At 72.5% G+C, this 21,156-nt stretch carries 22 protein-coding genes; 10 read left to right on the top strand and 12 right to left on the bottom strand.

The window, feature by feature from the left end; translation table 11 throughout:
* Positions 1–25: 25 nt before the first annotated feature.
* Both ACWEF6_RS09215 and ACWEF6_RS09210 read right to left on the bottom strand, forming a co-directional pair.
* A complete protein-coding gene (locus ACWEF6_RS09215) occupies positions 26–580 on the bottom strand; it encodes a TetR/AcrR family transcriptional regulator (protein WP_449682421.1) in 555 nt (184 codons plus the stop codon).
* Positions 573–977, bottom strand: a complete 405-nt coding sequence (locus ACWEF6_RS09210; protein ID WP_449682420.1) for a nuclear transport factor 2 family protein — start codon at positions 975–977, stop codon at positions 573–575. Before ACWEF6_RS09210 ends, ACWEF6_RS09215 begins: the two co-directional genes overlap by 8 nt.
* Positions 978–1,132: 155 nt before the next feature.
* Here ACWEF6_RS09210 and ACWEF6_RS09205 point away from each other — a divergent pair, with 155 nt between their 5' ends.
* Complete coding sequence (locus ACWEF6_RS09205) at positions 1,133–1,846, top strand: FadR/GntR family transcriptional regulator (RefSeq protein WP_310976880.1); 714 nt, start codon at positions 1,133–1,135, stop codon at positions 1,844–1,846.
* A gap of 31 nt (positions 1,847–1,877) precedes the next feature.
* On the opposite strand, the gene ACWEF6_RS09200 is transcribed toward ACWEF6_RS09205, so the two are convergent.
* The 7 genes from ACWEF6_RS09200 to ACWEF6_RS09170 are packed head-to-tail and all read right to left on the bottom strand — an operon-like array spanning position 1,878 to position 10,690.
* Entirely contained in the window at positions 1,878–4,124 is a 2,247-nt protein-coding gene (locus ACWEF6_RS09200) for an alpha-L-fucosidase (protein ID WP_449682419.1), read from the bottom strand.
* Positions 4,125–4,149: 25 nt separating this feature from the next.
* The gene (locus ACWEF6_RS09195) at positions 4,150–4,998 is read right to left on the bottom strand and encodes an aldo/keto reductase (protein ID WP_449682418.1); all 849 of its coding nucleotides are present in this window, start codon (positions 4,996–4,998) and stop codon (positions 4,150–4,152) included.
* Complete coding sequence (locus ACWEF6_RS09190) at positions 4,998–6,017, bottom strand: ABC transporter permease (RefSeq protein WP_310976876.1); 1,020 nt, start codon at positions 6,015–6,017, stop codon at positions 4,998–5,000. Before ACWEF6_RS09190 ends, ACWEF6_RS09195 begins: the two co-directional genes overlap by 1 nt.
* The gene (locus tag ACWEF6_RS09185) at positions 6,010–7,509 is read right to left on the bottom strand and encodes a sugar ABC transporter ATP-binding protein (RefSeq protein WP_449682417.1); all 1,500 of its coding nucleotides are present in this window, start codon (positions 7,507–7,509) and stop codon (positions 6,010–6,012) included. The genes ACWEF6_RS09190 and ACWEF6_RS09185 overlap by 8 nt, the downstream gene beginning before the upstream one ends.
* Positions 7,510–7,533: 24 nt before the next feature.
* Positions 7,534–8,601 carry a sugar ABC transporter substrate-binding protein gene (locus ACWEF6_RS09180; protein ID WP_449682416.1) on the bottom strand — a complete coding sequence of 356 codons (1,068 nt, stop codon included), beginning with the start codon at positions 8,599–8,601 and terminating at the stop codon, positions 7,534–7,536.
* Positions 8,598–9,371 carry an SDR family NAD(P)-dependent oxidoreductase gene (locus ACWEF6_RS09175; RefSeq protein WP_449682415.1) on the bottom strand — a complete coding sequence of 258 codons (774 nt, stop codon included), beginning with the start codon at positions 9,369–9,371 and terminating at the stop codon, positions 8,598–8,600. The genes ACWEF6_RS09180 and ACWEF6_RS09175 overlap by 4 nt, the downstream gene beginning before the upstream one ends.
* The gene (locus tag ACWEF6_RS09170) at positions 9,368–10,690 is read right to left on the bottom strand and encodes an enolase C-terminal domain-like protein (protein WP_449682414.1); all 1,323 of its coding nucleotides are present in this window, start codon (positions 10,688–10,690) and stop codon (positions 9,368–9,370) included. The genes ACWEF6_RS09175 and ACWEF6_RS09170 overlap by 4 nt, the downstream gene beginning before the upstream one ends.
* A gap of 183 nt (positions 10,691–10,873) precedes the next feature.
* Here ACWEF6_RS09170 and ACWEF6_RS09165 point away from each other — a divergent pair, with 183 nt between their 5' ends.
* Genes ACWEF6_RS09165 through ACWEF6_RS09135 form a run of 7 tightly spaced genes read left to right on the top strand, consistent with a single transcriptional unit; the run spans position 10,874 to position 16,859 of the window.
* Positions 10,874–11,725 carry a fumarylacetoacetate hydrolase family protein gene (locus ACWEF6_RS09165; protein ID WP_449682413.1) on the top strand — a complete coding sequence of 284 codons (852 nt, stop codon included), beginning with the start codon at positions 10,874–10,876 and terminating at the stop codon, positions 11,723–11,725.
* The gene (locus ACWEF6_RS09160; protein ID WP_449682412.1) at positions 11,722–12,564 is read left to right on the top strand and encodes an amidohydrolase family protein; all 843 of its coding nucleotides are present in this window, start codon (positions 11,722–11,724) and stop codon (positions 12,562–12,564) included. Before ACWEF6_RS09165 ends, ACWEF6_RS09160 begins: the two co-directional genes overlap by 4 nt.
* Positions 12,561–13,829: a nickel-dependent lactate racemase gene (gene larA / locus ACWEF6_RS09155; RefSeq protein ID WP_449682411.1), complete on the top strand. Its 1,269-nt coding sequence runs from the start codon at positions 12,561–12,563 to the stop codon at positions 13,827–13,829. The genes ACWEF6_RS09160 and larA overlap by 4 nt, the downstream gene beginning before the upstream one ends.
* A complete protein-coding gene (gene larB / locus ACWEF6_RS09150) occupies positions 13,826–14,497 on the top strand; it encodes a nickel pincer cofactor biosynthesis protein LarB (protein ID WP_449682410.1) in 672 nt (223 codons plus the stop codon). Before larA ends, larB begins: the two co-directional genes overlap by 4 nt.
* Positions 14,494–15,627, top strand: a complete 1,134-nt coding sequence (gene larC, locus ACWEF6_RS09145; protein ID WP_449682409.1) for a nickel pincer cofactor biosynthesis protein LarC — start codon at positions 14,494–14,496, stop codon at positions 15,625–15,627. The genes larB and larC overlap by 4 nt, the downstream gene beginning before the upstream one ends.
* Positions 15,627–16,430 (top strand): ATP-dependent sacrificial sulfur transferase LarE, encoded by an 804-nt coding sequence (larE, locus tag ACWEF6_RS09140; RefSeq protein WP_449682408.1) that lies wholly within the window; start codon positions 15,627–15,629, stop codon positions 16,428–16,430. The genes larC and larE overlap by 1 nt, the downstream gene beginning before the upstream one ends.
* Positions 16,431–16,433: 3 nt before the next feature.
* On the top strand, positions 16,434–16,859 hold the full coding sequence (locus ACWEF6_RS09135; RefSeq protein WP_449682407.1) for an RbsD/FucU family protein: 426 nt from the start codon (positions 16,434–16,436) through the stop codon (positions 16,857–16,859).
* Between the two features lie 7 nt (positions 16,860–16,866).
* On the opposite strand, the gene ACWEF6_RS09130 is transcribed toward ACWEF6_RS09135, so the two are convergent.
* Complete coding sequence (locus ACWEF6_RS09130; RefSeq protein ID WP_449682471.1) at positions 16,867–17,841, bottom strand: helix-turn-helix transcriptional regulator; 975 nt, start codon at positions 17,839–17,841, stop codon at positions 16,867–16,869.
* Positions 17,842–17,932: 91 nt separating this feature from the next.
* Between ACWEF6_RS09130 and ACWEF6_RS09125 the strand changes: the two genes are divergently transcribed.
* Positions 17,933–18,394 carry a VOC family protein gene (locus ACWEF6_RS09125; RefSeq protein ID WP_449682406.1) on the top strand — a complete coding sequence of 154 codons (462 nt, stop codon included), beginning with the start codon at positions 17,933–17,935 and terminating at the stop codon, positions 18,392–18,394.
* Positions 18,395–18,428: 34 nt separating this feature from the next.
* Here ACWEF6_RS09125 and ACWEF6_RS09120 read toward each other — a convergent pair whose 3' ends face one another.
* The gene (locus ACWEF6_RS09120; RefSeq protein ID WP_449682405.1) at positions 18,429–19,370 is read right to left on the bottom strand and encodes a GlxA family transcriptional regulator; all 942 of its coding nucleotides are present in this window, start codon (positions 19,368–19,370) and stop codon (positions 18,429–18,431) included.
* A 40-nt stretch (positions 19,371–19,410) separates the two neighbouring features.
* On the bottom strand, positions 19,411–20,394 hold the full coding sequence (locus ACWEF6_RS09115; protein ID WP_449682404.1) for a YbhB/YbcL family Raf kinase inhibitor-like protein: 984 nt from the start codon (positions 20,392–20,394) through the stop codon (positions 19,411–19,413).
* Between the two features lie 118 nt (positions 20,395–20,512).
* Between ACWEF6_RS09115 and ACWEF6_RS09110 the strand changes: the two genes are divergently transcribed.
* Complete coding sequence (locus tag ACWEF6_RS09110) at positions 20,513–21,151, top strand: GntR family transcriptional regulator (protein ID WP_449682470.1); 639 nt, start codon at positions 20,513–20,515, stop codon at positions 21,149–21,151.
* Positions 21,152–21,156 lie beyond the last annotated feature (5 nt).

Raw genomic sequence — 21,156 nt, 5'->3', positions numbered from 1 at the left:
CGACGTGCAGGGTCATGCGGAAAACCTACCGGGTCGGCACATCGGGATCGACCAGGCCGAGCAGCCACGCGCTCCACGCCGTGTCGGCGCGCTGCTCCGGCAACTCCAGCGCCATGGACACCGTCTGGACGAGGCCCGTCGCGAAGAACGTCCGCACCCGCAACGCATCCGCGCCCGTCAGCCGCGCGATCGTCGCCATCAACGCCAGGTGCCGGCGGCGGACCGCCTCCCGGACCGGCTCGTCCGCCGACGCCGCGTAGCCCTGCAGCACCACCAGGCCGACCGTCGGATCGCTCTGCAGGAGCCGCACATACGCCACGCCAAGTGCGGACAACGTCGGCTCGGCGCCGGCGAAGGCCGCTTCGATGCGGTCGTACGCCGCGTGCAGCACCTCGAGGAACAGCTTTCTCTTGGAGCCGAACATCTGCACGATCCGCGGGTGCGAAATCCCGGCCCGGCCGGCGATGGCCTCCAAGCGGGTGCCCGCCAGGCCGTTCGCGGCGAACTCGGCGTCGGCCGCCTCGATGATGCCCGCCCGGCGGGCCGCGGCGGGCAGCCGGGCCGGGCTCGCGTCACTCACCGAGCTGGCTCAGCACGAACTTGTTGTCGTACAGGCAGCGGTACGCGTGGATCAGCCCATCGTCGCCCAGTTCCAGCCGGTCGTCGCCGTGGAACTCGACGACCTTGCCGGTCTTGGCGAACGTCCCGGTGAAGCGCCACGCGACGAGCACCGCGCGGCGGGTCACCTCGGTGTAGAGCCCCACGCGCGCGAACGAGTAGTCCGGGTAGGCGCGCGCCATGCGCGTCACGAACCGGCGGATCGACTCCGGCCCGTGGGTGGTGTGCCCCAGCGCGGGTTCGTCGTAGACGAGGTCGTCCGCGCACAGCGCGGCGACCGCGTCGGCGTCGTGGCCGTTCCACGCCTTCTCCCACTGGGCGCTCAGCGCCTCGGCCTCGTCGGCCGTGAACGTCGTCATGCGTTCTAACTTACAAGTAAGTAAGAGCGCAGGACAAGACATCACATGTCTCCTCATCGAAACTGGTGAATCAGTCATCGTTACGCAACAACGATGCCTCCTTAGCACACATACATCATATGACTGTTAGACTGATTCCGTAGACGAGGAGGGCCATGGCGAAGTCGCTGACCGACGAAGCGATCGACCGGATCCGGGAGTTCGTCCGGTCCGGCCGGTTCCCGGCGGGCGCCAAGCTGCCCCCCGAACACGAACTGGCCACCGAGCTGGGGATCTCCCGCAGCCCCACGCGGGAGGCCGTGAAGGCGCTCGCGCTGGCCCGGGTGCTCGAAGTCCGCCGCGGCGACGGCACGTACGTCACCAGCCTCGCGCCGAGCCTGCTCCTCGAAGGCCTCGGCAACGCGGTCGCGCTCATGCAGGGCGGCAGCGTCCTCGAGCTCACCGAGGTGCGCCGGCTCCTCGAGCCCGCGGCCACCGGCCTGGCCGCCACCCGGATCACCGACGCGCAGCTGCGCACCGTCGGCGAGCTGCTCGACGCCATGCACGAAGCGGTCGAGGACGTCGAGCGCCTCACCGTCCTCGACGCCGCCTTCCACCGGGCCGTCGTCACCGCCACCGGCAACGAGACCCTCACCGCGCTGCTGGACGGGATCTCCTCCCGCACCCTGCGCGCGCGAGTCTGGCGCGGCACCGTCGAACGCGGCGCGACGCACGTGACGCTGTCGCAGCACAAGGCCATCTACGACGCGCTCGCCGACCGCGACCCCGCGGTGGCCACCGCCGCCGCGCTGATGCACGTCGACACGTCCGAACGCTGGCTGCGCGCGCACCTGGCCGAGGTCCGGGAGCTCGACGGCGGCGCGCCGTGACCGGAGCCCGGTCACGGCGCCCGGGAACCCGTCAGGCAACGGAGACCGACCAGCGGAGGTTGGGACTGCCGTCGTCGTTCCACACCTTCAACGGCGAACCCGACGGCACGTTCCCGCCGCCGTCGAGCACGAGCCCGGTGACCCGGTTGGCGAGCACGAACACGCCGCCGCCGGTGTCGGTGACCGACCACTGCTGGCTCGCCGCGCCGGTGTAGGCCGACTGCACCGGGTTGCCGCCCGCGGTGGTCGCCCCGGCCCCGTCGATCACCAAGCCGTTGGTGCGGTTGGTGAGCTTGACGAACCCCTCGCCGACGTCCTCGATCCCGAACTGCAGGTTCGGGCTGTCGTCCGGGGTCCAGATCTTCAGCTTGCTGCCCGCCGCGACCGCTCCCCCGCCGTCCACGGCCAGGCCGTTGGTGACGTTGACGATTCGGAACCACCGGGCGGGGTCGAACGCGACGCGCAGCGAGACGATGGCGGACGGCGGCACGTCCGGGGTGGCCACGGCGAACCGGCTCGGCGTCCCGGTGAAGTCGTCGGCCGGGTAGCCGAGGGCCTGGTAGCCGTCCCCGGGCCAGATCGCGGAAATCGGCGCGGCCAGCGCGCTCTTCAATCGGGCCGCGGGGTAGCTGCCGACCCCCAGTGTCGCGCTCGCCCCGCCGTAGTTCCGGTCGGCGAACACCTTGGCGCCGGACGCGGGACCCACCACCGGGATCTTGCCCGCGAACGTCAGCTTCAGCACGTACGCGGGCGAGTCGTACGGCTTCGCCGGCAGCGTGACGCGCAGGGCACCGGCGTCCTGCGAGTACTTCAGCGCACCGGGAGCGCCGAGCAGTTCGACGCGCCGCAGGCTGCTCAGGTCGATCCGCTTGCCGGACAGCGTGGTGAGCTCCGCGGTGGCGCCGGGCCAGGCCAGCACGGTCGCGTACAGCACCCGGCTCGCCTTGTCGCGGGTGAACCGGAAGTCCTTGGCCGTGCCCACCTTCGGCGAGACGAACGAGCCGCCGCCCATCTTGGTCGGGCCCTCGCCGTAGACGTCCCAGACGCGCGTCGAGTAGATCGACTCGCCGACGCGGCCGAGGTAGGTCCCGAAGTCGGCGAGCACCGCCCGCTGTTCGGCGGGGATGGTGCCTTCGAGCGTCGGGGAGATGTTGAGCAGCATGTTGCCGCCCTTGCTGACCCGGTCGATCAGCGCGTGGATCATCTGCGTGCTCGAGTAGTAGCCGATGCCCTGGGTGTAGCTCCAGCTGCTGCTGGAAATCGCATCGTCGGTGAGCCAGTACGGCGTGACGATGTCGGCCGGCCCGCCGCGCTCGTAGTCCGCGACCTCGCCGCTGGTGTTGAACCCGTGGTCGAAGTGCTTGAACGTCGAGACGACGTCCTTGCCCCACTTCTGCGCCTGGTTGTAGTAGTAGGCCAGGAATTCGAGGCGCTGCCGCTCCCCCACCGCGCACGGGCCGCTGTTGATGCAGTAGCCCGGCGAGTTCAGCGAGAAGTCCTGCCAGAGGACGTCGGGCTTCGCGCGGTCGATCACCTCTTTGAGCTTGGCCAGCCAGAGCGCGTCCTCCTCGGCGCGCGGCAGCTGGCCGTACAGCTTGCGCAGGGTCGGGGTGTTCTGCGGCGGGGCGAAGTCGTAGAAGCCGTTGTAGTTGAACGCGTGGTGCATCGCGACCAGCAGCTTCAGGCCCTGCCCGCGGATCGCGTCGGAGAACAGCTTCAGCAGGTTCAGCCGCGGCCCGCGCGCCACCGAGTTCCACTCGTTGACCCTGCTGTCCCACATCGAAAACCCGTCGTGGTGCTCGGCGACCGGCCCGGCGAACTTCGCCCCGGACGCCTTGACCACCCGCGCCCACTCCTCCGGGTCGAACTGCCCGCCCCGGGAGACCGGTTTCGGGGCGAACTGCACGTGGTTGCCGGCGGTGTCGGTGCCGCCGTCGATGAACCGGTCGTAGCCCCACACCGCCGGGTCGCCGTAGGTCGCCTTGTGGTGTTTGTTCTCGCCGCTGTCCGGGATGTACATGTTCCGGCCGTACCACTCGCTGCCGTACTCCGGTGTGGTGAAGGCGCCCCAGTGCCAGTAGATGCCGAACTTGGCGTCCTGGAACCACTCCGGCGCGGGCGGGTGCCGGTCGACCGACGGCCAGGCCGGCTCGTAGCACCGAGCGGCGGCCGCTGCCGGACCGGCCAGCGCGGGCGGGACGGCGGCCGCGGCGAGCCCGGCGGCCGCGAGGGCACCGAACTGCCGGCGCGACAACGGATTCTGGGCAGGGGGCGTCATGGCACTCTCCAGGGGTGACGGGGAGTTAACAGGAAACCAATCGGGACAACAGCTCCGGCGGGACCTCGCGGCGGAAGGCGGCGAGGTTCGCCCGCACCTGTCCGGCGCTCGTGGCGCCGACCAGGACGGAGGTGACGGCCGGGTGCGCGGCGGCGAACGCGAGCGCGCACGCGGCCAGGTCGTACCCCGCCGACGCGGCGACGTCGCGCATGCGCTGCGCGCGGCCCAGCAGGTCGGCCGGCGCCGGGGCGTAGTCGAACCAGGCACCCGGCCGGGGGTCGATGAGCAGACCGGAGTTGAACACCCCGCCGAGCACGACGTCCACCCCGCGTTCGCCGCAGAGGTCGAGCAGGCGCTCACCACCGCGGTCGAGCAAGGTGTACCGGCCGGCGAGCAGGACGACGTCGACGTCGAGCCGTTCGACGAACCGGGCGGGCATCTGCCACTGGTTCATCCCGACGCCGATCGCGGAGACCACGCCTTCGTCGCGCAGCCGGCACAGTTCCGGCCACGCCTCGGTCGCGGCCTGCTCCTCGTGGTCGTCGGGGTCGTGCAGGTAGACGACGTCGACGCGGTCGCGGCCCAGGCGGTCGAGACTGCCCTCGAGCCCCCGGCGGACGGCGTCCGCGGAGAAGTCGAAGCGGCAGCCACCGTCGATGAGCGTCCGGCCCACCTTCGTCGACACCACGAACGGGCCCGCGGGAAGCGCCCGGCCGAGCCGGCGCTCGGCCAGCCCGAAGCCGTAGTACGGCGCGGTGTCGAAGGAACGCACCCCGGCGCCGGCCGCCGCGGTGACGATCTCCGCGGCGGCTTCGGCGCCGACCTCCCCGAAGACGTTGCCCAGGCCCGCGGTGCCCAGGCCGAGGTCCGCCATCAGGTCTGCCGCTTGCCGCTGGTGATGCGGGACATCACCAGCGCGATGAGGATGATCGCGCCGTTGAGCGCACCGATCCACTGGGCGGGCACGCCGGCCAGGGTCAGCACGTTCTGGATCATGTACAGCAGCAGGATGCCGGTGAACGCGCCGAAGAGCGTGCCGCGGCCGCCGTTCAGGCTCACGCCGCCGATCACCGCGGCGGCGAACACCGTGAAGATGTAGCCGTTGCCCTGCGCCGCGGCCACCGACGCCAGCCGGCCCGAGAGCAGCAGCCCGCCGAGCGCGGCCAGCACGCTGGCGCCGATCAGGACGATCCACACGATCCGGTCGGTCCGGATGCCCGCGGCCTTCGCCGCGTCCTCGTTCCCGCCGATCGCGTAGAGGCTGCGGCCGAACCGGGTGTAGCCGAGCAGGACGATCCCGCCCGCGAACAGCAGGACGCAGATCCAGATCGACGCCGGGATCCCGGCCCACAGCGTCGTCCCGAGGTAGAGCATCGAGTCGGACATGCCGAAGAACGTCTGGCCGCCGGAGATCCCGGTGAGCAGGCCGCGCAGCACGATCAGCATGCCGAGGGTGACGACGAACCCGCTCAGCCCGAACCGGACGATCAGCAGGGCGTTGAGGGCACCGACCACGACCCCGACGAGGAGCACGATGGGGACCCCGGTCCAGGACGGCAGCAGCCCGAGCGAATGACCGCCGGTGATCGTCAGCCAGGCCGCCACGCCGGGCGCGAGCCCGAACGTCGATTCCAGCGAGAGGTCCATCTTGCCGACGACCAGGACCATCGTCTGGGCGAGCACCAGCAGGGCGATCTCGGACATCGTCTGCAGGATGTTGATCACGTTGTCGTACTGGAGGAACACCGGGTTCACCAGCTGGCCGACGACGGCGATCGCGATGATCCCGGGCACCAGCGCGAAGTCGCGCAGGCGGGCCAGGGCGATGCGCCGGGGCGCGGCGGCCGGTCCGGTCCGCGGCGGGGCGCCCACCGCGGCGGGGCTTTCAGGCATCGAGGTCGACTCCTTCCATGGCGGCCACGACCTCGCGGTCCTGCCAGCCTGCGGGCATTTCGGTGGTGAGCCGGCCGTGCACCACGACCAGCAGCCGGTCGCACAGGCGCAGGTCGTCGAGTTCGTCCGAGGCGATCAGCACCGCGGTGCCCGCCGCGGCGGCCTCCGCGACCTTGCCCAGGAGGAACTCCTTCGACCGGACGTCGACCCCGGCGGTGGGCGTGATCAGCACCAGCAGCCGGGGGTCGCCCGCTAGGGCACGGGCCATCACGACCTTCTGCTGGTTGCCTCCGGACAGCGCGGACACCGGCAGCTCCGGGCCCGGCGTCTTCACCGCCAGCCGGTCGATCATCTTCCCGGCGAGCCGGTCACGCAGGCCCGACCGGACGAAGATGCCGGGACCGAGCCGGTCCATGACGCTCATCGTCGTGTTGTCCGCAATGGACATCTCCGGCACGAAACCCTGGTGGTGCCGGTCTTCCGGGACGAATCCGACCCCGGCGGCCAGCGCGGACGGGACGTCGCCGGGCCGCGGCCGCCGGTCGGTGACGAAGACCGTGCCGGACGTGGGTTTGCGCAGCCCGGCCAGTGCCTCGGCCAGCTCGGTCTTGCCGCTGCCCCCCGACCCGGCCAGCCCGACGATCTCGCCCGGGGCGACGTCGAACGACACGTCCTCGAAGAACGGGGCGAGGCTCAGGTCGTCCACGCGGAGGACGGGTTCGTCGCCGTGCCGGACCGAGGACGCGCGTTCCTGCACCGTGACCGCGTTCTCGCCGGTCATCGCCGCGACGAGGTCGGCCTTCGGCAGCTCGGCGACCGGCGCGGTGAGGACGTGCCGGGCGTCCCGGTACACCGTCACCGTGTCGCAGATTTCGTAGACCTCCTGCAGGTGGTGGCTGATGAACAGGAAGGTGACGCCTTGCCGCTGCAGCTCGGCGACGTGCCCGAACAGCCGGGTGATGGCGGCCCCGTCGAGCTGCGCGGTCGGCTCGTCGAGGATGACGAACCGGGCGCCGAACGACAGGGCCCGCGCGATCTCCACGAACTGCCGCTGCTCCACGCTCAGCTCCCGGGCCGGCCGGTGCACGTCGACGTCCACCGACCAGCGTTCCAGCAGCTCGGCGGCCGAGCGGCGCAGCGCGGCCCAGCGGACGAACCCGCCGCGGGTCTCCTGCCGGTTGAGGAACAGGTTCTCCGCCACCGACAGCTCGGGGATGATCGTCGACCGCTGGTACACGCAGGCCACCCGGGACCGCCAGGCGTCCCGGTCGGCCAGGGCCGGGGCCGGCTCCCCGTCCAGCCGCACGGTCCCGGCATCCGGCTCGGTCAGTCCGGTGAGGACGGACACCAGGGTCGACTTGCCGGCCCCGTTGCGGCCGACCAGCGCGTGCGTCTGTCCGGGTAGGACGGTCAGGTCGGCGTGGTCGAGCGCCACGGTGGCGCCGTAGCGCTTGACCACCCCGTGCGCCTCGACGACCGGCACGGTGCTCATGTTCGCTTCCTCTCGCCAACCGGATCAGCTCTTGCTGTTGCCCCACAGGGACTGGTCGTCGACCTTGACGCTGCTCACCGGCCCGAAGGTGGCACCGTCCGCGGTGACCAGCGGTGCGGCCAGCTGGTCCTCCATCAGGCCCTCGCGGACCTGGATGATGGTGCTGTCGTGGTCGGTCTTGCCCGCGGCCGGCGTCTTCCCGTCGATGGCGTCCTTGACGTACTGCAGGGCGTACTTGGCGAACAGGTCCGCGGGCTGGGACACGGTCGCGTCCATTTCGCCGGCCCGGATCTTGGCGAGCTCCTCGGGGATACCGTCGTTGGACACGATGAACACGTGCTTCGGGTCGCTCGCCGGGACCGCCAGGCCACGCTGCTTCAGCAGCTGCAGCGTGCCGGACAGGGCGAAGCTGGACTGCATGTAGACGCCCTTGATGTCCGGGTTCGCGGTCAGCCGGGTCTGCAGCTTCTGGGCGGCGGTGTTGGCGTCCCAGTTCGTCGCCTCGCCGAACACCGTGATGCCCGGGAAGTTCTTCTTCATGCAGTCGTTGAAGGCTTCGGTGCGGTCGCGGCCGTTGATCGAGGCGAGGTCGCCCTGCAGCATCACGACCTTGCCCTGGCCGCCGAGCTTGGTGCCGAGGAACTGGCAGGCCTTCTCGCCGTACGCGCGGTTGTCGGCCCGCACGACCATGTAGACGTTGCCGTGGTCGGGCCGGGTGTCGACGGAGACGACCGGGATCTTCTTGGTCGCGAGCTGCTGCAGGGTCGGGATGATCGCCGCGGTGTCCTGCGGGGCCATCACCACGCCCTTGACGCCCTGGCTGATCATCGTCTGCACGTTGGCCGTCAGGTTGGCGACGTCGTTCTGCGAGTTGGTGGTCTTGAGGTCGAGCCCGAACTGCCCGGCGAACTGGGGCACGTACTTGATGTAGGCGTTCCAGAAGTCGGTGTCCGAGCGGGGGTAGTCGACGCCGACGACGGTCTTGCCGCCCGAAGCGGCGGTCGTGCCGCCGCCGCTGCAGCCGGCCAGTGCGGCCGCGGTCAGGACGCCGGCGGTGACGACGACGGCGGCGCGCAGGTGCGGGAACTTCATGACCTCTCCTCGTTGACAGGTTTCGGGCGGAGACGGAGGCCGGACATCCCGCCGTCCACGGCGAGATCGGTGCCGGTGGTGGCGCCGGACTGCGGGCCGGCCAGGTAGCAGATCGCCGCGGCGACCTCGTCGGCGGTGACGAGCCGGCCGGTGGGCTGGCGCGCGGCGAGCGCCGCCAGCTCGGCCTCGGGATCGTCGGCTTGCGAGAGCAGCCGGTCGATCCACGGGGTGTGCGCGGTGCCGGGGTTGACGCAGCACACGCGGATGCCTTCGGCCAGGTGGTCGGCGGCCATCGCGCGGGTGAGCGCGAGGACCGCGCCCTTCGTGGCGCTGTAGAGCGCTCGTTGCGGCAGCCCGGCGGTGGCCGCGATCGAGCAGGTGTTCACGATCGCCGCCGCGGCCGACTCCCGCAGGTGCGGCAGCGCCGCGCGGGTCACTCGCACCATGCCCACGACGTTGACGTCGAAGACGCGGTGCCACTCGGCGTCGTCGTTGTCGGAGACCGTGCCCTGCGCCCCGATCCCGGCGTTGTTGACCAGGACGTCCAGGCCGCCGAGGTGCTCGACCGCGGCGGCGACCGCGGCCCGGACCGAGCCGTCGTCCGAGACGTCGGCCCGCACCCCCGTCAACGGTTCCCCGACCCGGTCGTTGAGGTCGAGGCAGACGACCCGGGCGCCGCGCCCGGCCAGCATCCGCGCGGTGGCGAGCCCGATCCCGGACGCGCCGCCGGTCACGACCGCCCGGACGCCGTCGAACTCCCCGCCGCTCACGCGACCACCACCGCGTCCCGCTGCCAGACCGGGCCGTCGGGGAACCGGTACTGCGCCACGGATTCCGCGTGCAGCCGCGCCCCGAGACCCGGCTCGCGCGGGGCCAGGTAGCGGCCGCGCTCGATCCGCACCGGGTCGACGAAGTGCTCGTGCAGGTGGTCCACGTACTCGATGACCCGGTCCTGCTGGGTCCCGCTCACCGCGACGAAGTCGAACATCGACAGGTGCTGGACCATTTCGCACAGCCCGACCCCGCCGGCGTGCGGACACACCGGGACGCCGAACTTCGCGGCCAGCAACAGGATCGCGATGTTCTCGGTGACCCCGGCGACCCGGCTGGCGTCGAGCTGGAGGACGTCGATCGCCTCCGCCTGCAGCAGCTGCTTGAACATCACCGCGTTGTGTGTGTGCTCGCCGGTGGCCACCTTGATCGGCGCGACGGCCCGGCGGATGGCCGCGTGGCCGAGCACGTCGTCGGGCGAGGTCGGCTCCTCGATCCAGTACGGGTCGAACTCGGCGAGCGGGCGCAGCCATTCGATGGCCTGCCCGACGCCCCAGGCCTGGTTGGCGTCGATGGCGATCCGGACGTCCGGGCCGACGACGTCCCGCGCGAGCCGCAGCCGGCGGACGTCTTCGTCGAGGTCGGCCCCGACCTTGAGCTTGATCTGGGTGAAGCCGTCCTCGACCGCCTCCTTGGAGAGGGCCGCCAGCTTCTCCGGCGAGTACCCGAGCCAGCCGGGAGTCGTGGTGTAGGCGGGAAAACCGGACTCCAGGAGTTCGGCCTGGCGGGCCGCGCGGCCGGGTTCGGCGCGGCGGAGGATGTCGAGGGCTTCGTCGCGGGTCAGGGCGTCCTGGAGGTACCGGAAGTCGACGAGACCGACCAGCTCTTCCGGGGGCATCTCGGCGAGCAGGCGCCAGACCGGCTTGCCTTCGCGGCGGGCGCGCAGATCCCAGGCCGCGTTGACGATCGCGGCGGCGGCCATGTGGATCGCGCCCTTGTCCGGGCCCAGCCACCGCAGCTGGCTGTCCCCGGTGAGCCGGCGGGAGAACACGCCGAGGTCGGCGAGCGCGTCGGCCACCGGCATCCCGATGACCAGGGGCACGAGCGCCCGGACCGCGGCGACCTCGACGTCGTTGCCGCGGCCGACGGTGAAGGCGAGCCCGTAGCCCTCGTCGCCGGCACTCGTGCGGATGGTCACGTACGCCGCCGAATAGTCGGGTTCCGGGTTCATCGCGTCGGACCCGTCCAGGCTCAGCGAAGTCGGGAAGCGCACGTCCACGGCGTCGATGGCGCTGATCACTTCGGCCAACGGGGCCACCTCTCCTTCGGGGCAGACAACATATGTATGGCTACGCGTCGGCTCACGGAATGTCCAGAGTCGATCCGTAACACGGCAATAACTTGGACTCTGAGTAGTTACTGACTACTTTCCGCACTTTTACATATGATGACTGGCCGAAGCTTTGAACAAGACATCATATGTCTGCTACCGTCCCCGGCCATGCGCTTCCAACGCCTCGGCGACCCCGGCCGCGAGATCCCCGTCGTCCTCGACGCAACCGGTGCGGCGCGGGACCTGCGTGCGCTGACCCCGGACGTCGACGGCGCCTTCTTCGCCGCCGACGGCGTCGCCCGGGCCCGGACGGCGTTGCGCGAAGGCACACTGCCGCTCCTGGATTCGGCGGGCCTGCGCATCGGCGCCCCGGTGGCCCGGCCCGGCCTGCTCGTCTGCATCGGGCTGAACTACTCCGACCACGCCGCGGAAACCGGGGCCGAACCGCCCGCGGAGCCGGTGGTGTTCCTCAAGGCCACCAACACGATCGTCGGCCCGGACGACTCCGTGCTCATCCCGCGCACCAGCACGCGCACCGACTACGAGGTCGAACTCGCCGTCGTGCTCGGCGGGCGCGCGCGGTACCTGTCGTCGCCGGAGGAAGCCGACGCGGTCATCGCCGGGTACGCCGTCTCGAACGACGTCAGCGAACGCGAGTTCCAGCACGAACGCGGCGGCCAGTGGACCAAGGGCAAGTCCTGCGAGACGTTCAACCCGCTCGGCCCGTGGCTGGTCACCCCGGACGAGGCCGGCGACCCGCAGGACCTCGCCCTGCGGCTGGGCGTCAACGGGCAGCCGCGCCAGGACGGCACCACGAAGAACATGCTCTTCGACGTCCGCCACCTCGTCTGGTACCTCAGCCAGTTCATGGTGCTCGAACCGGGCGACGTCGTGAACACCGGCACGCCGGCCGGAGTCGCCTTCGGTGCCAACGACTTCCCCTATCTGTCCGAAGGGGACGAAGTCACCGTGGAGATCGACGGCCTCGGCCGCCAGCACCACCGGATCGGCCGGGCGTGACCGGCCGGCGCGTCGACGCGCACCACCACCTGTGGCAGACCTCCGTCCGCCGGCACGCGTGGCTGGACGGCGACGGCACCGCGGCCCTCCGCCGCGACTTCACCCCGGCGGACCTGCGCGCGGCCGCCGCGGGGATCGACGCGACCGTGCTCGTCCAGGTCCTGCCGGATCTCGAGGAGTCGGTCGAATTCCTCGCGATCGCGGCCGCGGAGCCGCTCATCGCCGGCGTGGTCGGCTGGCTCGACCTCACCGATTCGCCCGCTCGGGACCTCGAACGGCTGCGGTCGGCCCCGGGCGGCGAGCTGCTGACCGGTATCCGCCACCTCGTCCAGGCCGAGCCCGACCCGCGCTGGCTCGAACGCGACGACGTCCTGGCCGGGCTGGCGGCGGTGCGGGACGCCGGGCTGGCGTACGACCTGCTCGTGCTGCCCCAGCAGCTCCCGGCGGCCACCGCGGCGGTCCGGGCCCTGCCGGATCTCACCTTCGTCCTGGACCACCTCGCGAAACCGCCGATCGCGAGCGGGGACCTGGAACCCTGGGCGAGCGAGCTGGCCACCCTGGCCCGGGAACCCAACGTCGTCGCCAAGCTGTCCGGTCTGGTGACCGAAGCCGGCCGGCCGTGGCGGGCCGAGGATCTGCGGCCGTACACGGACACCGCGCTCACCGCGTTCGGCCCCGACCGGCTGATGCTCGGGTCCGACTGGCCGGTGTGCCTGCTCGCGGGCACGTACGCGGAGGTCATGGACACGGCCGAGAGCTTGCTCGACGGTTTGACAACGGCCGAGCAGGACGCCGTCCGCGGCGGGACCGCGACCCGCGTGTACGGGCTGGCGTCATGAGAGTCCGGCTCGCCTACGGGGAAACCGGCCTCGACCTGACCATCGACCCGGCGGTCACCACCGTGGTGACGCCGGTGCACCACCCGGTCACCGAGCCCGCGGACGTGCTGCTGCGCCGCGCGTTGCGCGAACCGGTCGCCGGGCCGCCGTTGCGGGAGCGGGTGCGGCCGGGGCAGACGGTCGCGATCTCCGCGTGCGACGGCACCCGGCCGCAGCCGCGCGAACTGATGATCCCCGCCATCCTCGCCGAACTCGACGGCGTCGTCCGCCTCGAGGACGTCGTCATCCTGGTCGCCACCGGCACCCACCGCGGCAACACCGACACCGAGCTGCGCGCGATGTTCGGCGACGAAGTCGTCGACACCGTCCGGATCGTCAACCACGACGCCCGCGACCGCGCGAGCCTCACCTGGCTCGGGCGTCACGGCGACGACGTCCCGGTGTGGCTGAACAGCGAGTGGGCCGCCGCGGACGTGAAGATCACCACCGGGTTCGTCGAACCGCACTTCTTCGCCGGCTTTTCGGGCGGCCCCAAGCTCGTCGCGCCGGGGCTGGCGGCCCTGGAGACCGTGCTGGTGCTGCACGACGCCCGCCGGATCGGGCACGCCAACGCCACCTGGGGCATCACCGAAGGCAACCCCGTGCACGACGACGTCCGCGCGATCGCCGCGGCCACCGGCGTCACCTTCGCCTTCGACGTCATCCTCAACCGCGACAAGGCGGTCATCGGCGCCTTCGGCGGCGACCTCCTCGAAATGCACGCGGCCGCGACCCGCGCCGCCCGCGACGTCGCCATGCGGCCGGTGCCGGCGCCGTTCGACGTCGTGGTGACCACCAACTCCGGCTACCCCCTCGACCAGAACCTCTACCAGGCCGTCAAAGGGATGTCGGCGGCCCACCGGATCACCCGGCCGGGCGGCACGATCGTCTGCGCCGCGGAGTGCCGGGACGGCTTCCCCGACCACGGCTCCTACCGGGAAGTCCTCGCTTCGGCGAGTTCCCCGGCCGCGCTGCTCGCGGAGATCGCGGCCCGCCCGGTGACCGTGCCCGACCAGTGGCAGGTGCAGATCCAGGCGAAGATCCAGGACGACTGCCGGGTCGTGGTGCACACCGACTTCCTGACCGAGGCCGACCTCGCGACGGCCCACCTGACCCGGACCACCGACATCGCGGCGACCGTGGCCGAGGCGCTCGACCGGGCCGGGCCGGGCGCGCGGGCCTGCGTCCTCCCCGAAGGTCCCCTGACCATCCCGTACCTGGCATGAGTGCGGCCGACCTCGGGTTCGCGCGCGTCGACCTCGACCGCGAACGGCGGCAAGGACTTCCGGAAGTCGTGTACGGGCCGGGGAAAACCCCGGCGCAGATCGCGGCCATCGTGCGGACGCTGATCGCGCACAACACGGGTCCGGTGCTGGTGACCCGCGTCGAAGCCGAGCCGGCCGGTGCGGTGCTCGCCGAAGTCCCCGGCGGCCGCTACTCCCCCGGCGCACGGCTCCTGGTCTGGCGCCCGGCCACCGCGACCGCGTTCACCGTCGCGGTGGCCGCGGCCGGGACGTCGGACGGCCCGGTCGCCGAGGAAGCCGCGGAAGTCGCCGCGGCCATCGGCCTCACGGTGCGGACGGTCACCGACGTCGGGGTCGCCGGCATCCACCGCCTGCTCGCCGAGCGCGACCGGCTGCACGAGGCGGACGCGATCATCGTCGTCGCGGGCATGGAGGGCGCGCTGGCTTCGGCCGTCGGCGGGCTGGTCGCCGGCCCCGTGATCGCCGTCCCGACCTCCACCGGGTACGGCGCCGGCCTCGAAGGCGTCACGGCGTTGCTGGCCATGCACGCCTCCTGCGCGGCGGGCATCACCGTCGTCAACATCGACTCCGGGTTCGGCGCGGCGATGGCCGCTTTCCGGCTCGCCCAGGTGCTGCGGAGGACCCGGTGACGATCTGCGTCATCTCGCCGTTCACCGGCTTGGCCGGGGACATGCTGCTGGCCGCCCTGGTCGACGCCGGCGCGCCGCTCGAGCGCATCCGCTCCGCCGTCGCCTCCAGCGGGCTGACCGGGTGGGAGCTGCGCGTCCAGTCCCTGCTCACCCACGGGCTGATGGCGGCCCGCGCGCTCGTCGACGTCACCGACGAGGCCACGAGCCGTTCGGCGGCCGAGCTGATCGCCATGGCCGGGCGGGTCGAGCCCGCGCCGGTCGCGGACCGGGCGGTCGCCGCGGTGCGGGCGATCGCCGAGGTCGAAGGCCGGCTGCACGGGGAAGATCCCCGGCGCGTCCACCTCCACGAACTCGGCGGGCACGACACGCTGGTCGACGTCATCGGCGTCTGCGCCGCACTGGACGCCCTGGAAGTGTCCACTGTGTACTGTGGCGCGCTGCCCCTCGGCACCGGCACCGTCCGCACCGCGCACGGGATCCTCCCCTGCCCCGCCCCCGCGACCGCGGCGCTGCTGGCGGGCGCGCGGACGGTCGGGAGCGACCTCGACGGCGAGACGGTCACGCCCACCGCGGCCGCGCTGCTGAAGGCCGTCGAGGCCCGCTTCGAGCCACCGCCGGAGTCCCGGCTGCTGGCCACCGGCTACGGCGCCGGCACCCGGTCGCTGCCGGACCGGCCGAACATCGCGGTCGTGCACCTCGGCGAGCCGGTCGGCGCCGGGCCCCGCACGCTGGTGGTGCTGGAGACGAACCTCGACGACGTCACCGGCGAAGTGCTCGGGCACGTCGTCGGCGAGCTACTGGCGGCCGGCGCGCTCGACGCGTGGATCAGCCCGGTGACCATGAAGAAGGGCCGGCCCGCCCACGTCCTGCACGTGCTCGCCGAGCCGGACCACGCCCCTCGGCTCGCGGACCTGGTGCTCGCCGAGACCGGCAGCCTCGGCGTCCGCGAATACCCGGTCCGCCGCACCGCGCTGGCCCGGGAAACCGAAACGGTCGACGTCCTCGGCATACCGGTGCGCCGCAAGCGCGGGCCACACGGCGCGAAGCCCGAGCACGACGACGTCGTGGCCGCCGCCCGCGAACTCGGGCTCCCGGCCCGGGTCGTCGCGACGATCGCCGCGGGACGCTGATGGACGGCACGCGGCTCGTCAGCCACCTGGCCGGGCTCGGCCGGCTCGCGGTCGCCTTCTCCGGCGGCGCCGACTCGGCGCTGGTCCTCGCGTCCGCCGTCCGCGCCCTCGGCCCGGCGGACGTCCTTGCCGTGACGGCGGACTCGGCCAGCCTGGCCGCGGTGGAACTGGCCGCCGCGCGGCGGATCGCGGCCGAGCTCGGGGTCCGGCACCTCACCCCGCCGACCGCCGAACTGGCCGAGCCCGGCTACGCGGCCAACGGGCGACGGCGCTGCTACTTCTGCAAGACCACCGTGCTCACCACGATCGCCGAAGTGGCGTCCGCTCACGGGTTTCCGGCGCTGGTCACCGGCACCAACGCCGACGACGCGGCCGACCCGTTCCGCCCCGGCATCCGCGCGGGCGACGAACTCGGCGTGCACACCCCGCTGCGCACCCTCGGTCTGTCCAAAGAGGACGTCCGGGCGATCGCCCGGCACTGGGGACTGGCCTGGGCGGACAAACCGGCGGCCCCCTGCCTGGCGAGCCGGGTCCGGTACGGCATCCCGATCACCACGGCCACGCTGGCCCGGGTGGAGCAGGCGGAATCGGCGGTGCGTGCGGCCCTGTCCCGGCGTGGCCTGCACTCCCACGACGTCCGGGTCCGCGACCTCGGCGGCACCGCCCGGATCGAACTCGACCCCGCCGTGGCCACCCGGCTCCACGACGACCCGCGGCTGCTCGAGGCCGTGCGGGCGCTGGGGTTCGCCGAGGCCACCGTCGCCCCCTTCCGCTCCGGCGGGCTCAACCACGAACGGGACTGACCGATGCTGCGCTACCCGCTGATCCACCCCCCGCTGCTGCGCGCCGTCGCGGCGACCGGCCACGGTTCCCGCATCCTCATCGCCGACGCCAACTACGCGCACGCGACCAACGTCTCGCCCGGCGCCGAGCTGATCCACCTGAACCTGCGGCCCGGGCTGGTCACGGTCGACGACGTCCTCGAGCCGCTGCTGACCGCGATCCCGGTCGAATCGGTGACGGCGATGCTCCCGGACGGCGGCGACGCACCCGCGTGCTGGCGGGGCTACGAACGGCTGCTCGGCCCGGAACTGCCGATGCGGCCGGTGGAAAGGTTCGAGTTCTACCGCACGTGCCGCGAGCCCGAGGTGGCCCTGTGCATCGCCACCGGCGACGACCGCCTTTACGCGAATCTCCTGCTGACCGTGGGTTTCCTGCCGCCGGCGGGGTGAGCCGCGGTCAGCCGGGGTCCGCCGCGCGGGTGGCCCGGCCGGCCAGGTCGGCGAAGGCCGCCCGCAGTTCCGGCGGCCCCACCACCTCGATCTCGCAGTCGAACCGCAGCAGGCCGGCGGCGAGCGCCGCCCACGACCAGGATCCGGTGACGAGCCGGGTCTTCCCGGGCGCGGCTTCCTCGGCCACACCGTCGCCGGCGAACGGCGCCACGCCGGCCACCGGCCGGTCGAGGACCACCTCGCCCCGGCACGGCCAGGCGTCGGTGCCGGAGCCCTTGAACCGGGCGGAAAGGAACCGCGCGACGTCGCCGCCGGGCACCTCCCGCGGGACGAACCGCGGCCCGTTCGGCACCCGCAGCGTCATCCGGTCGACGCGGTAGGTCCGCCAGTCCGCCCGGACGGCGTCCCACCCGAGCAGGTACCACCGTCCACTTCGGACGACGAGGTGGTGCGGCTGCACCCGCCGCGGCGTGCCGTCCGGCGGCCGCGACGGTGTCTCGTAGTCGAACCGGATCTCCTCGGTGGCCCGGATCGCCGAGCTCAGCGCGAGCAGGACGGCCGTGTCCACCTGGACGGTGCCGCCGCCGGCCGCGGCGATCTCCAGCACGTCGACGCGCTGCCGCAGCCGGGACGGCATCACCTGCCGCACCGTCGCCAGCGCCCGCGCGGCGGCTTCCTCGATGCCCGCCCCGGTTTGGACGGCGATCCGCAGCGCCACGGCGAGGGCGACCGCCTGCTCCTCGTCGAACAGCAGCGGCGGCATCCGGCTGCCGGCTTCGAGCCGGTAGCCGCCCTCGGGCCCCTTGACCGCCTGGACGGGATAGCCGAGTTCGCGCAGCCGGTCGACGTCCCGGCGCACGGTCCGTTCGCTGACGCCCAGCCGGCCGGCGAGCAGCGCGCCCGGCCAGTCCCGGCGGGCCTGCAGCAGGGACAGCAGCGAGAGCAGGCGACCCGAGGTCGCCGTCGAGGAAGCGACCGGCACGACTTTCATGGTGCCACGAGAAGCGGACGTTCCCTGACCGCTACTGCTGACAGCGTGGCTCTCGACGGATCACCCACGAAAAGGACCAACCATGTCGCTCAGCGCTGTCGCCCACCTCAACTTCACCGGCCAGGCCCGCGAAGCCCTGGAGTTCTACCGGTCGGTCTTCGGCGGCCAGGCCACGATCGTCACCTACGGCGACTTCGGGATGCCCGCCGAGCTGCCCGACGCGGCCAAGGTGGTGTTCGGCCAGGTCACCGCGGACACCGGCTTCAGCGTGATGGCCTACGACGTCCCGGGCACCGACGGCCCGGCGCCGGCCGCACCCGCCACTCACCGCTCGAACGGCACCACGATCACGAAGGAGAAGTTCTTCCTGTCCGTCCGCGGGACGACGGTGGACGAGGTCTCGCCGGTGTGGAAGGGCCTCGCCGAAGGAGCCACGGTGATCGAGGAGTTCGGCCCGGCCCCGTGGGCGCCGGCGTTCGGGATGCTGACCGACCGCTTCGGCGTCACCTGGATCATCGACGTCGCGGCCGAGTACCCGGCCTGATCCCGGCGGGGTGCGGCCGGCCGCACCCCGCCGGTCACCGCGACCGGAACGTCTTCCGGTACGCGCTCGGGCTGACCCGCACCGTCTGCGCGAACTGCACCCGGAAGTTGCTCGGCGAGGGGAACCCCACCTGCCCGGCGATCCGGTCGATCGTGTGGTCGGTCAGCTCCAGCAGCTCCTGGGCGTGCCGGATCCGCACCCCGGTCAGCCACTGGATCGGGCTCTGCCCGGTCTGCGCGTGGAAGTGCCGGGTCAGCGTGCGCGTGCTCATGCCCGCCGCGTCGGCGATGTCGGCCAGCGTGAGCGGGCGGTGGGCGTTCTCCTCGATCCAGCCGAGGGCCTTCTCCAGCGTCGCGGTCCGGGACGTCGGGCGGTTGCGCAGGATGTACTGCCCCTGTCCGCCCGTGCGCTGCAGCGGCGCGACCGCCAGCCGGGCGGCGTCGGCGGCGACCGCGGCGCCGTAGTCGCGCTCGACGATGTGCAGGCACATGTCCAGGCCGGCCGACGCGCCCGCGGACGTCAGGGTCTGGCCGTTGTCGACGTAGAGCGCGTCCGGGTCGACCTCGACGGCCGGGTACCGGCGGGCCAGCTCGTCGGTGGCGAGCCAGTGCGTGGTCGCCCGCCGGCCGTCGAGCAGGCCGGCCTCGGCGAGGGTGAACGCGCCGACGCAGATCGAGGCGACCCGCGTGCCGCGCGCCACCGCGGCCCGCAGGAACTCCACCACGCCGTCCGGGACCGGCCGGTCCGGGTCGTTCCGCCCGGGGACGACCACGAGGTCGGCGTGCGCCACCTCGTCGAGCCCGGTCTCGACGGTGAGCCGCAGCGGGCCGGCCCCGACCACCGGGTCCGGCCCGGCGACGACGAGCCGGTAACCGCCCCGGCCGTCCGGCAGCCGGACCCGCCCGAGCGTCTCGATCGGGGTGGCCAGATCGAACGCGATCACGTCGTCGAGGGCCAGCACCGCCACGGTGTACATGTCCCCAACGTACGCCGGGTGGCGTGATCCAGTCGTTCGGCTAGCTTCCGGCCATGCGCCGGCGGACGGTGCGTTCGAGGATGCCGAGGGTGGCCTTGAGAGCGGACGCGGGCACCACCGGGAAGGTGAGGCGCCGCTTCCACTCCTCGCCGATCTCCGACCAGTCGTAGTAGGACGTGACGCGGGTACCGCCCTCGGCCGGCTCCAGCCGGTAGCCGTAGAGGTGGCGGACGTGCGTCCCGGTCCGGCCTTCGACGGTCCAGGCGATCTCCTCGCCCGGGACGAGCTTGGTGATGACCACCTCGACGTCGTACTTGCCGAGGGGCACATCCCCGAGCGCGTCCCGGTCCATGTGCACCAGGAACCGGTCGCCCGCCTGCCGCACCGGTTCCCCTTCGGCGGCCATGAGCATGCCCGACGCGTCGATGTCCACGTGCCCTTGCGGGTCGGTCAGGACCGCGAAGACGGCGCCGGCGGGCGCCGGGACGAACCGGGAAACCTCGAGGCGTTCGGCGCCGGGGGTTTCCGCCGTGGCGGTCAGGACCGCACGGCCGAGGACGTGCCCGGCCATGGTGAAGCCGAGCACGGCCGGGGTGGCGTCGGCCGCGACACCGATCGAGGCGACGTCGAGGGCGTGCACCACGAAGAAGTAGCGGTGCGGGCCGTGGCCGGCCGGCGGGGCCGCGCCGACGAAGCGGGCTTCGCGCGTGTCGCCCGGGAGCTGGAAAGCACCTTCCGGGAGACCCGAACCCGCCGCGTCGCCGGCGCCTTCGGGCAGCTCGGTGACCGTGGCGGGGATGTCGGCGACCGCCCAGTGCCAGAACCCCGAGCCGGTCGGTGCGTCGGGATCGTAGACGGTGACGGCGTAGCTCTTCGTGCCCACCGGAGCGCCGCTCCAGGACAGCTGCGGTGAAACGTCCGGCCCGGACCGGTGCTCGGGCGGCAGGGCGGCGCTATCGGCGATCGTGGTGCTGGTGACGGTGAAGGAAGCCACCGCGGGCAGGCGGGCGAACGGGTCGTTCATCGGATCACTTGTCTCCCGGTCGGAACGTGGTCACCATCGACCATAGCACCAATAATCGATTATCTGACCGATCGTCTATGCTGACCGGGTGACCGAGACGGCCCCACCGGGGCGGCAGATGCTGTCCGAGCAGGTCCACGCGCACCTGCGGGACGCGATCATGCGCGGGCAGTACTCCCCCGGCGAAGCCCTCAAACCGCAGGACCTGGCCCAGGACCGCGGCGTGAGCCTGGCCGTCGTGCGCGAGGCGCTCGTGCGGCTGGTCGGCGAAGGCCTCGCCGACCGCCTGCCCAACCGCGGCTTCGCGGTCCCGGCGGTTTCCGACCGCCGCTGGCAGGAAGTCGCCGAGGCCCGCCGGACGGTCGAACCGCTCGTGCTGCGCCTGTCCCTCGAGCGCGGCGACCTCGCCTGGGAAGCCCGGGTCCGGGCCACGCACCACCGGCTGGCCCGCACCTCCCCCGGCGAAGGCCGCCACTACAGCGCCGAATGGGCCGAGGCCCACCGGATCTTCCACCGCACCCTGCTGGAGGGCTGCGGCAACCCGGTGCTCCTGGAGACGTTCGACCGGATGTGGACGGCGAGCGAGCTGGCCCGCCGCTGGTCGGCCCACCACACCCCGGGTCGCGACCACCTGGCCGAGCACGCCCTGCTGGAACAGGCGGCGCTGGCCCGCGACACCGACGCCGCGACCGAGGCCCTCACCCGGCACCTCACCTTGACCGCGACGGCCTTGAGGGGCGCCCCGGCGCGGGAGTGAGACCG

This window comes from Amycolatopsis sp. NPDC004772 (assembly GCF_053601215.1).
This window is presented reverse-complemented; position numbering and strand designations above follow the sequence as displayed.